The 11,192-nt window shown below is 62.0% G+C and carries 8 protein-coding genes; 3 read left to right on the plus strand and 5 right to left on the minus strand.

Annotated features, from left to right (window positions below):
* Positions 1-224: 224 nt before the first annotated feature.
* The 4 genes from MTR72_RS25440 to MTR72_RS25455 all read right to left on the minus strand — a co-directional run bounded on the left by MTR72_RS25440 (position 225) and on the right by MTR72_RS25455 (position 7,414).
* Entirely contained in the window at positions 225-1,142 is a 918-nt protein-coding gene (locus MTR72_RS25440; protein WP_341511446.1) for a helix-turn-helix domain-containing protein, read from the minus strand.
* A gap of 975 nt (positions 1,143-2,117) precedes the next feature.
* Positions 2,118-3,335: a transporter substrate-binding domain-containing protein gene (locus tag MTR72_RS25445; protein ID WP_341511447.1), complete on the minus strand. Its 1,218-nt coding sequence runs from the start codon at positions 3,333-3,335 to the stop codon at positions 2,118-2,120.
* Between the two features lie 118 nt (positions 3,336-3,453).
* Positions 3,454-5,892, minus strand: coding sequence for a TonB-dependent receptor (locus MTR72_RS25450; RefSeq protein WP_341511448.1), 2,439 nt, complete (start codon positions 5,890-5,892; stop codon positions 3,454-3,456).
* Positions 5,893-6,049: 157 nt separating this feature from the next.
* Positions 6,050-7,414: a histidine kinase gene (locus MTR72_RS25455; protein WP_341511449.1), complete on the minus strand. Its 1,365-nt coding sequence runs from the start codon at positions 7,412-7,414 to the stop codon at positions 6,050-6,052.
* A gap of 202 nt (positions 7,415-7,616) precedes the next feature.
* On the opposite strand from MTR72_RS25455, the gene MTR72_RS25460 reads away from it, so the two are divergent.
* Both MTR72_RS25460 and fghA read left to right on the plus strand, forming a co-directional pair.
* Entirely contained in the window at positions 7,617-8,237 is a 621-nt protein-coding gene (locus MTR72_RS25460) for a response regulator (protein WP_280969525.1), read from the plus strand.
* A gap of 77 nt (positions 8,238-8,314) precedes the next feature.
* Positions 8,315-9,160, plus strand: a complete 846-nt coding sequence (gene fghA / locus MTR72_RS25465; RefSeq protein WP_341511450.1) for an S-formylglutathione hydrolase — start codon at positions 8,315-8,317, stop codon at positions 9,158-9,160.
* A gap of 214 nt (positions 9,161-9,374) precedes the next feature.
* Here the strand turns inward: fghA and MTR72_RS25470 are convergent, their stop codons facing one another.
* On the minus strand, positions 9,375-9,947 hold the full coding sequence (locus tag MTR72_RS25470) for a DUF3280 domain-containing protein (protein WP_341511451.1): 573 nt from the start codon (positions 9,945-9,947) through the stop codon (positions 9,375-9,377).
* A 61-nt stretch (positions 9,948-10,008) separates the two neighbouring features.
* On the opposite strand from MTR72_RS25470, the gene MTR72_RS25475 reads away from it, so the two are divergent.
* Positions 10,009-11,190, plus strand: coding sequence for an ABC transporter substrate-binding protein (locus tag MTR72_RS25475; protein WP_341511452.1), 1,182 nt, complete (start codon positions 10,009-10,011; stop codon positions 11,188-11,190).
* Positions 11,191-11,192 lie beyond the last annotated feature (2 nt).

Genomic DNA, 11,192 nt, shown 5'->3' on the forward strand with positions numbered 1-11,192 from the left:
TTGCTCCGCGAACTCAGTGATGAGAGTTGAACGCGCGAGGGAGGCCCCTCACCCGTCTCGCCGCTGCGCGGCGAGACGGCCTCTCCCACATCAAGGGGAGAGGGGGAAACGGTCGCGCTGGCGATCAAAGACTCTCAGGGCGCCTCCTAGGCTCTCGCTCTTCAGCCCTACGCCCCAAGGAGGCCGACGCGAATTCGATGGCCGCTAGTTAGCAGGCAGCCGCATCACCGCTGACGTGATCTCACCAGAGTGTCGGAAGGCGTTTCACCGAAGTGAAGACGATAACTCCTGGCGAAGTCGCCCAGGTGCCAAAATCCAAACGCGAGCGCACACGCCTTTACGCTCTCTCCTCCGGCCAGCAGCTTTTGCCTGACGAGCCACAGACGTCTCAGCCGCAAATATCGATGCAGACTCATATCCTGGTATCGCTGGACGGCATCGTGCATGGCCCGTACGGAAATACCAAGTTCTCGCGCGAGTTCTTCGCTATAGACCGGACGCCCAATATTGCCGGAAAGCACGGCCTGGATGTTCCGAAACACTTTGAACTGCTTGATGGAGTTCCCCCGGGAGGCCCATCTTGCGTCAACCACTTCAGCGAACGCGGCATCAACGCCGGCAAGCAGGGACTCCCGGATCGCAACGGAGGCGTCAGCCACCTCGCAGGCGGTGAACTTTGGGGAAGTCGACAAGACGAGCCTCACCAGCTCGCGCAGCCGATGCTGCGCCACGATGCTCGTTTCAAACATTTTCCAGTTCGGACCTTTTCTGGGCCAGCCGCGATTCTCTATCTCCTGCGTGAAAATAATCGATGTGAATTTCCGCTCGGCTCGTTCGACCGTGGAGTATGCAGCGCCGCCGCTGCCCATCACGAAAGCCGCCCGATCTCTTTCGACTCCGTTGAAGCGAATGGGAAACCCGTCGTCCATCGAGAACCCGATAGCCGTGCAATTTTCAGCAAGCTCGCCATCGGCGATGCGCGGGAACGATTTCGCGAAATTGATGTCGCATCCCGGGAGATTCAGGATGACTTGCTCAGCAGAGATTTTCCGCGCGAGGGGCGTAAATTCGACCTTTAGATTTCGCACGGCCGTTCGATACTGATCGAGATCAGTAAAGCGAAATATCTTTGGCGTCAGCACTGGTAGAGCCAACTTTCTCCGTCTCGGGTCAAGGCACTCCAACAATCCTAATAAAGTCGAATGCGATTCTGGAGACTCCGGAATACTACGTATAGAGCTCTAGTGGCGACGCGCCACGGCTGCCGAATTTCGATATCGGTTTTTGTTAGCTGCCAAAAACTTATAAATCCTCTTAACCGCTTTCGTGTGAGATTCTACCTTAGAGCGCGGGTATTTCATTGCAGATCAGCGCAGCCGTCGTTGGTATTGCACAGCTTCCTTTGATTTTCCGACTTTGTTTTTTTAGTAGCCGCTGAGGCGAAGCGATCACAGCAATGATTGCGACACGCGAGAGAGCATCGCGACAATGTCTACGGTTTTAAAATTTCATCGGCCTGACCAACAAAAAACCGACCCCAACTCCTCACGCCCGAGACTGTCCGACGTTCTGGGCAACGTCACTGCTCTGTTGTCGCAGGTTGAAGGTCTGGATATTCAAACGACGGAGGACCTGCGTCAGGCCATATTCATTCTTGATCTCGCAAACACATGCATTCGAATGATCCTTAGGCGGGTCGTCGTGAATGGCACGACAAGGACGACGTTGCTGGCTCAGTCGGCGAGAATCAATCAGCTTATTGAGGTTACGCGCAGGGAGGCAGCGCATCTGTTCTGAGGATGATTTCATGAATTGGGGACCGCAGATGATGGGAAAACGATCGAAAGGCAAACCGTGTTCGGTTCGAACACAATCACACCGTCAGCATCATGGGCGTCAATGGAACATGGCGCCGAAGCTTTATTATTCTTCTCGACGCCTCTGCAAGTGCTGCCAAACTTGAGGTCGACGGCTCAACCGCCCCCTTGAAAGCAAACTCGCAATTCGATCACTGTTCAGGAAAATAACGTCTTCCTCAAGAAATTGGTCCGGCCACTTCGTTGCTACGCCTCTCGGCGCCGATCAAGCTTTCGGCGTCCGGATCACGCACAGCAATGTCAGGGCGATCGAGCAGTTCCAAGGCTCTCGAACAGCGTTTGTTGCCACCAATCGCTTTCAACTTGATCGAGGACAGCGAGATCGAGCCTCGGCCGCAGCGCACTGTTTCTCGGCAGCACGATCGCATAGCTCTCGCTGCTGAAGCTGGTCTCGACAACACGCACCGACGCCGAATAGTCGTTCCGAACCATCCAGGTCAGCAGTGGCTTGTCATGGACGAAGGCATCTATCTTGCCGGCTCCGAGCGCGGAGAGGCCAGTTTGAATGTCCGGAAATGTTCGAAAGGAAAGCCGTTGACGGCCGAGGTAATCAGTCGTCGGAGAATTCGCGACGGCGCCGACACGCACCGAGCGCAGGTCGTTGAAGCCGTGAACGGCACCCTCGAGCCCTCGGCGCGTGAGGGTGGACGTGATGCCAGCGGTGAATACGGCGATCGCGATGACGGAAGCGATCATCCACCCCATTGCGACGATCCGCCCCGGCAGGGTTGCCGGAGCATTCTGGGCGGCGCCGGCCTGGGTCATGGCGATCGTCGACCACCAGAAGCTGGAGCCTAGCCCTTTGGCGCCGCCGCCGAAGTGTTCAGTCTTCCGCCGCTCGAATACCCAAATGAGGAAGCCGACTGCCATTGCGAAACCGAGCAGCACCCCGACAGCCTGGAAGAAGCCGAAGGAAAGCAGCGCCCGCCCGATCGAGACCCACGGGTTCTCATTGATCGGCACCGCTATTCCAAGCCCGGTGTTGTAAAAAGGTTGAGTAAAATCGACGTTGCGTGCACGCGCGGCAGTCACTGTCACGGCGGCAACACCGGCGTCGAAAGTGCCGTTCGCGACGCCGTCCAAGAGGTCCGGGACGCTCTGGGTCTCGACCAGGCGAAAACGCAGATGCTCCCGATCAGCGATCCTTTTCCAGAGCGCAATGCTGATACCGCCCCACGTCCCATCCGATTGCTTGATCGCAAACGGTGGCGCCGCCTTGGTCGCCACTACCAATTCCCTGTCGGCGGCCGCTCCATCCTGGGCGTGGAGCACATGGCCAAAGGCAAGCATGGTCAGCGACACGAGGCACAACAAGGCGGGTCGAAGCGACGATACCGCCGGTTTGGATCGAGAGGTCGGATCCTGCCGATTGGCGCACACCGCGGCGGTCTGGCACGAAACGTCTTTGTTCAGACGCAGGTCATGCGGGGCTAACGGAACTTCATCCAACGAACTCACTGCGGACCTCAAGGCATACCTCGCCTCCAACCGCAGCATGACTATTTGGCAATTCCGCGGAGACTTCTACGAAATGGTCCTAATGTCCGTCTCGCCGCTTCGCAGATCGACGGCGAGCCTAGAACGTCACGCGCATCCCCGCATAGAACGCGCGCGGCCGGGCCGGGCTCAGCGAGCGCGGGTCGGTGAATTCCGCGCCGCCATTGGCGAAATTAGGCAGGGCTTCCCTGTCGAAGAAGGTGCCGAGGGTCGAGTAGCGGTTGTCGAAAACGTTGTTGATGCGACCGTAGATCTGCAGGTTCTTGGTGATCTGATAGGAGGTGTGGAGATTGAACACGGTGTAGGACGGCAGCTTCGGAAACTGATTGGACTCGTCGCCGACGAAATATTGGCTCGAGACAAAGAGCGCGTCACCCCCGATTTTCCAATCGTCGGTCACGGCATATTCGACACTGGCCTTGACGAGGTGGCGCGGCAGGCGCGGAATCTGATTGCCCGGCAAGACCTGGATGTTGCCGTCGGCGTCGGCGAACGGGCTCTCCGAGCCAAGCTGCAACGCATCGAGGAAGCGCGCATCCAGGAACGCGTAGCTCGCCTGGAACTGAAGCGCATTGGACTTCAGGCTCACCTCGGCTTCGACACCCTGCCTGCGTGTCCGGCCGACGTTCTGGAAGAAGCCGAATCCCGTCAACCCCGGAATTGGGGTCGCGTGGATGTCGTTGTAGTTCGTGGCGCGGTAGGCGCCGATCTTCCAGCCGAGCGAGCCGATCTTCAATTCCTTGGTACCGCGTAAGCCCGCTTCCACGGTCTTGGAGACGACCTGCTGCAGTGGCGGATCGGCGATCAGGAATTGCCCGATGATGCAGGGCCTCGTCGGATCGGCGCAGCCGAGTTCGAGCGGCGTCGGAACACGATTGGCTTCGGAATAGCCCGCATAAGCGGTCACTTCAGACGTGATCTTGTAGGTGCCGCCGATGACCGGATTGAATCGATCATAGGTATGATCGCCGTTGAGCGCGGTGCCGAGCTGGTCCATCAACGTGACACGGGCTGCATTGAACCGCCCGCCTGCCGTCACCGCAAAGCGATCGTCCACGTTGAACGTGTCGAGCGCATAGAGCCCCTGATATTGGTTGACGGTGCGAAGCGACACGGGGCCAATCGATGTCGGTTCGCCGGACTGGCCCAGGAATATGCCGCTGCCCGTGACGACATAGTTCGTGCCGATGGTTGCCAATTCGGCGGTACCGTCGAAGCGAGTGCTGCTGACATCATAGCTCGCGCCGATCACGAAGCGGTTCTCGTGACCGAACAACTGATCGCTGTTGGTCGCCTGCCCGGATACGCCGAACGTGGTCGATCTCGTGCTGGTGCGATCGAGCTCGCCGAGTACGGCATCCGGCGCAAAGGGATTGACGAGCTGAGCGCCATTCAGGCCAAAAGCGGGGACCGTATCATTGCCAAAGCACAGGAGCGTCGGATCGGCACAAGGCTGGGCGTCGGTCGGATTTCCGTCCATGGTATTCTGTCTGAAGCCCCGCAGATGTGCCGTGCCCTCAAAGGTCCAGGTCGGCGTCGCCTCCACCTTGCCGGTCAGGTTGAGATAGCCGACCTTATTGGACGTGGTTTGCGGCGTCGTATAGGTCGCACCCCAATATTGCTGGAGCAATTCGGCCGGAACGGTGCTGGGTCCCGCGAGGGAATTGTTGGCGAGGCCCATGTTGAGGTGGAATTCGTTGCCTTCAAAGCGATACCCGACGTCGCCATAGAAGCGCCGGACGTCCGACGACGAGAAATTGCGGAAGCCATTGTCGTGAATGCCTTCGAGCGCTCCGTAGGCCGCCCAGTTATTGTCGACCTGCTTACCCCATTGTGCAGAGCCCTGGATGCGGCCGAATGAGCCGCCCATGACGTCGATCTCGGCACCTTGATAGTTGAAGCCGTTCTTCATCTGCAGATCGATGGCGCCACCGAGCGCATTGAGGCCGAACGCGGGATTGTTGGTCACGACCAGCGCCGATCGGATCGCAGCAGTTGGGATCAGATCCCAATTGACAGTGTCGGAAAAGGCCTCGTTGATGCGCACGCCGTTCTGGTAGACGGCAAGGCCCTGCGGCGTGCCGGCCAGAGGTGAAGCGACGAAGCCGCGAAACTGCACATCGGGCTGGAATGGATTGCCGGTCACCTCATTGATGCTGAGACCAGGCACGTACTGCTGCAAGGCGACGGCGATATCCGGCGAACGGGTGCGCCTGATCTGGTTCGCATCGACCGCATTGACGCTGGCGGGAATCTTGTCGACCTCGATGCTGCCGGAGGAGCCCGGCGAGGTCGGATAGACGTAAAGCTTGGTCTTGGGCTTCGCAGTGCCCGCGACGCGCGCTGGGGCACGCCTCACACGGCGCCTCGGGGCCGGCTCCGGCGCCACCACCTCGACTGCCGGCAGATTCTGGACGTTGGTTTCTTCGTCCTGCGCGGCCCCCGCGTCGGTCCCGAAGAAGATCCCAGCGACCAGCCCCGTCGACACCGAGGCAATCAACAAACCACGCTTGCCCATTCCCTACGCTTGCCCATCCCTGCCGCTCCACCCGCACCTTTTGGTCGAAACGAGTGTAGTCGGCGGTCGCGATCGCGCCAGCCACAAAAGGTCGGGCGATTTCCGCGCCCATCTTCCCGACGATATCGGGAATTTTTCCCGATTGCGCCCGGCGCGATCAGGCTGCCGCCGTCGGAACCAGTGCCTCCACAGTGACGCCCCCCTCCCCGGACGCGATGTTGAGAGTGCCGCCCAGCGCCAGAATCCGCTCGCGCATTCCGACGAGACCGAAACCGAGCTTCTGCCCTGGCTCCATGCCGCGGCCGTTGTCGCTGACCCGCACCCGGGCGCAGCCGCGGCCGTCGCGCACACCATCGGACTGTTCCACCGGCTCGATGACGACGTTGACCGAGGTCGCGCCGGCATGGCGAAAGACATTGGTAAGCGCCTCCTGCACGATACGGTAGATGGTGAGGTCGGCGGTCTCGCCGGTGACCCCAAGCGCCGGCGAGATCGTGGTCTTGATCGCGACGTCGGGATGCGACTCCCGCCACAACCGCGACAGCGATTCGAGCGCCTGGCGCAGGCCGAGCTCGGCGAGGCCGACGGGCCTCAAGCGCTCCAGCACGCGGCGATTGAACTGCTGCAGCGCGTTGATCTGCTCCAGCATGGCGCTGCCATGCCTGCGCACGGCCTCCGCGTTCGGCGCGCGTCCGTCCGACAATTTCGCCAGCGCGCTGGCATGCGCACGCAGCGAGAACAGATAAGGCCCGAACTCGTCATGCAGCTCGCGCGCGATCTCCTTGCGTTCCAGGTCCTGAAGCGAGACCGCGCGTTCGGCGAGCTGCCGCTTGTCCTCGACGGCCTCTCCCAGAGTAGCCGCGAGATGATTGAGCTTGGCGCAGATCGCGGCGAGCTCGGGCGCGCCTCCCGGCTTGACGCGCGCGCCGTAGCGCCCACCCTCGAGCTCGGCCATCGCTTGGGCCAGCGACTGGAGCGGCTCGAGCGCCCGGCCGACCACGGTCATGGTCACCAGAAACAGCGCGAGCGCGATCACCGAACCGACTTCGAGCTGCGTGACGATGGCATCCCAGATCTCGGCGATCTCGTCATTGGGATGCGCAGTGATCACGAGCGAGCCCTCCTTGCCATGGATCGAGACGGGCACGCTGACCGCGGTCTGCTCGGGATGGACCAGGCTGATGAACCAGGCCGGCGGCCCTTGCGCGTCGTCGTCGGCATCAAGCCGCGGCGGGGTGAGCTGTTTTCCGTCGGCGTCGCGAAGCGCGATGCTGACATGCCGCAGGCGGTTGAGGTCGCGGGCGATCTGGTTCAGCTTGGCGCCGGGATCGGGAGCTTCGTTGAGATCGGCAACGATCATCTCGATGAACTCGCGCGCGAGCCGGATCACGCTCTGGTCCTCGGCCTGGACGCGCGGTCCCGCCTCCGCAACCTGGCGGGCGATGTTGACGGCGAGCCCCAGCGCTAGCAGGAGCGCCAGCAGGAGGTTGATGCGCCCGCGCAAGGAAAGATTTTGCCACATTGGTTGTGTCCGCTGCCCCGCGAAGGTTTGCCCGTGCCTGTCCGACGACGTTGACAGACCCGAAGCGCCCGATATCTAATCGCAAGCGTACAGCAATCCCCGCCGGGTTGCATGGCCCGAACGAGCGCAGCGAAAGCAAACGCCGGCTCATTTCGAACCATGCGATGCAAAGCAGGTCGCGGTGCTGTCGCGAGGAACGCCTATGCGCATTCTGATCGTCGACGATCATCCCATCGTCGCCTCCGGCTGCCGTGCCGTGCTGGCCGACGAAGGCGAGATCGACATCCTGGAGGCCGCCGACGCCGAAAGCGGCGAGTGCGTTTTCATCGTCGAGCGCCCCGATATCTGCGTGATCGATATCAACCTGCCCACGGTCTCCGGCTTCGAGCTCGCGCGCCGCATCCTCGAACGCGCGCCCGAGGCGCGCATCATCATGTTCAGCATGAACGACGACCCCGCCTTCGCCGCGCGCGCGATCGAGTGCGGAGCCAAAGGCTACGTCTCCAAGACTGGCGATCCCGACGACCTCGTCGAGGCGATCCGGGCCGTCGGCAACGGCGGCACCTATTTGCCGAGCGCGATCGCGCGCAGCATCGCTTTTGCCGGACCCGCGCTGGCGCAAAATCCGCTGGCGAAACTGAACGCACGCGAGATGGAGATCCTGCGGCTGCTCAGCGCAGGAAAGAGCCTGTCCGAGATCGCCTGGCTGGTGCAGTCGTCCTACAAGACGGTGGCCAACACCTCCTCGATCATGCGCCAGAAGCTCGGCGTCAAGACCTCGGTCGAGCTGGTGCGGCTGGCGATCGACAGCGGCGTCGCCTGACGAAGCGCGCGCAGGCACATATCGGTCACACAAGCGTTGCAATGTTGATGTGGTTAGATGCCACGGAGTTTTAGGGCATGACGATCCAGACTGTCTCGACCAACAAATCCTACGGCGGCGTGCAGGGCGTCTATCGCCATGCGAGCCAAGCGACCGGAACCGACATGGTGTTCTCGGTCTATGTCCCGCCGCACCCGGAGGGCGTGAAGCTCCCGGTGGTCTGGTATCTCTCCGGCCTCACCTGCACGCATGCCAACGTCACCGAAAAGGGCGAATTCCGCCGCGCCTGCGCCGAGCTCGGCCTGATCTTCGTTGCGCCGGACACCAGCCCGCGCGGGGCGGACGTGCCGGGCGATCCCAACAACGCCTATGATTTCGGCTTAGGGGCCGGCTTCTATGTCGACGCCACGCAAGAGCCGTTCGCGCGCAACTATCGCATGTGGAGCTACGTCACCGACGAGCTGCCGAAACTCGTGGCGGAGAATTTTCCAGTCGACGCCAAGCGGCAGTCGGTGATGGGCCATTCCATGGGCGGACACGGCGCGCTGACGGTCGCACTGCGCAATCCGCACCGCTATCGCGCGGCGAGCGCCTTCGCCCCGATCGTCGCGCCGTCGCAGGTGCCGTGGGGCATCAAGGCGCTCACCGGCTATCTCGGCCCCGACAAGGATGCCTGGCGCAGCCACGACACGGTGGCGCTGATCGAGGACGGTGCAAAGTTTTCCGGCTTCCTGGTCGACTATGGCGATGCCGACAATTTCCTCAAAGAGCAGCTTCGTCCCGAGCTGCTGCAGGCCGCCTGCACCAAGGCCAACATCCCGCTGACGCTGCGCCGCCAGGCAGGCTACGATCACAGCTACTATTTCATCTCCACCTTCATGAGCGACCATCTGCACTGGCATGCAGGAAGGTTGACGGCGTAGAGGTCATTTTCTGCGGTCTCATGACACGCTGCCCTCCCTTCTCCCCTTGTGGGAGAAGGTGGCGCGAAGCGCCAGATGAGGGGTCTCCATCCGCAAGCTCGATGCGAGAGACTCATGCGCGGATAGAGACCCCTCACCCGGCTTCGCTTTCGCGAAGCCACCCTCTCCCGCAAGGGGAGAGGGTACACCGTCATCGCGGCGAGATTTCCGCCACCTACTCCGGTTTCCCGTAATTCGGCGCGAGCAGGCGGTTGCGGACGAGATAGCTCATCGTGCGGGTCCAGGATTCGTCGGTATTGCCGCGCATGTCGGCGCTGGCGACCGTGATCATGTTTCCGCTCTTCACATCGCGCAGATAGACGTTCAGGTTGATGATCAGGTTCGAGACCTTCTGCACCACGCCGGTGATCTCGACATCGGCGCCCAACTGTCCGGCGAGCTTGAGATCGCAGCCACCGCAGGCCTGCAGATTGCTGTGATGGGCGGCGTCGCGGACGGGTGCGATGTCGAGCACCTGGAACTTGCCTGACTGCGCCAGTTCCTTGCGGAGCTGCTCACTGATGCGCCCGGCCCGCTCGAGCTCCGGCTTCGATCCGTAGAACTCGCCGGGCAGGCTGGTGTCGATCAGCTCGAAATCGAACACCGCAAGTTTCGGCGGATCGGCGAAGGCGAATGATGCCGTCAACGGCAAGACGGCGATCGACAGCAGCGCTCGCATGATCGTGATTCCAGCCCTCGCGCGCACGAGGACGAAATGCGGGGTTGCAAGCCTTGCCAAATCGGTCATGCTTCCAAGAGAAACAATTCTCCACCGGCGGTCAAGCCGGGGAGGACGAGACGGAGGATACATGATCCGATGGTTGGTCGGCCTGCTGGCTTTGAGTCTTGCGGCGACGCAGACGCTCGCGGCCACCCCTATCGAGATCGGCGTCGGCTATCTCGGCGTCGCCGGCACCAAATCGACCCTCTCGCTGGTCGAGCAGCCCGCGGAGAATGACGGGGCCGCCGGCGCCCGGCTCGCGATCGAGGACAACAACACCACCGGAAAATTCCTCAACCAGCGTTTCACGCTGGAGGAGCGCCGCCTGAAGGAAGGCGAGGACCCGGTCCAGGCCGCGACCGCGCTCGCCGAGAAGAACGCCTTCATCATCGCCGATCTCCCGGCCGATGCCCTGCTGAAGGTCGCGGATGCCTTGCGCGAGCGCGGCACGCTGATCTTCAACGCCGGCGCGATCGACGAGCGGCTGCGGGAGACCGATTGCCGCGCCAACGTCATCCACACCGCGCCGACGCGATCGATGCTTGCGGACGCGCTCGGCCAGTATCTGGTGTGGAAGCAGTGGAAGCGCTGGCTACTCGTGGTCGGCTCGCATGACGAGGACAAGCTCTATGCCGATGCGCTACGCCGCGCCGCCACACGATTCGGCGCCAAGATCGTGCAGGAGCGCACTTTTGAAGACACCGGCGGCGCACGGCGCACCGATAGCGGCGTGACGCTGATCCAGCGCCAGATGCCTGTGTTCACGCAGCAGGCGCCGGCCTACGACGTGCTGGTCGCCGCCGACGAGAGCGAGGTATTCGGCGCTTACCTGCCCTATCGCACCTGGGATCCGCGCCCCGTCGCCGGTTCGGCCGGCCTCATGCCGCGAAGCTGGGACGCGGCGCAGGACCAGTGGGGCGCCATCCAGATGCAGAACCGCTTCATGAAGCTGAACTCGCGGCGGATGACGGCGCTCGACATGCAGGCCTGGACCGCAGCGCGCATGATTGGCGAAGCCACCTCGCGCACCAATTCCGGTGACGTCAAGAAGGTGACCGACTTCATCAAGGGGCCGGATTTCTCGGTCGCCGCCTTCAAGGGCACGCGGCTGACCCTGCGCGACTGGAACCTGCAGCTTCGCCAGCCGATCCTGCTGGTCGACGGCCGCATGGTGGTGTCGGTCTCGCCGCAGGAAGGATTTCTGCATCAGGTCTCCGAGCTCGACACGCTCGGCTACGATCGCCCGGAGAGCAAATGCAAGCTGAAATGAGG

This window comes from Bradyrhizobium sp. ISRA442 (assembly GCF_038085055.1).
Taxonomy (GTDB): Bacteria; Pseudomonadota; Alphaproteobacteria; order Rhizobiales; family Xanthobacteraceae; genus Bradyrhizobium.

Coding starts and splice junctions, on each gene's coding strand:
- MTR72_RS25450 (WP_341511448.1), bottom strand. CDS start 5,892: ATGGGCAAGCGTGGTTTGTTGATTGCCTCGGTGTCGACGGGGCTGGTC.
- MTR72_RS25455 (WP_341511449.1), bottom strand. CDS start 7,414: ATGTGGCAAAATCTTTCCTTGCGCGGGCGCATCAACCTCCTGCTGGCG.
- MTR72_RS25460 (WP_280969525.1), top strand. CDS start 7,617: ATGCGCATTCTGATCGTCGACGATCATCCCATCGTCGCCTCCGGCTGC.
- fghA (WP_341511450.1), top strand. CDS start 8,315: ATGACGATCCAGACTGTCTCGACCAACAAATCCTACGGCGGCGTGCAG.
- MTR72_RS25470 (WP_341511451.1), bottom strand. CDS start 9,947: ATGACCGATTTGGCAAGGCTTGCAACCCCGCATTTCGTCCTCGTGCGC.
- MTR72_RS25475 (WP_341511452.1), top strand. CDS start 10,009: ATGATCCGATGGTTGGTCGGCCTGCTGGCTTTGAGTCTTGCGGCGACG.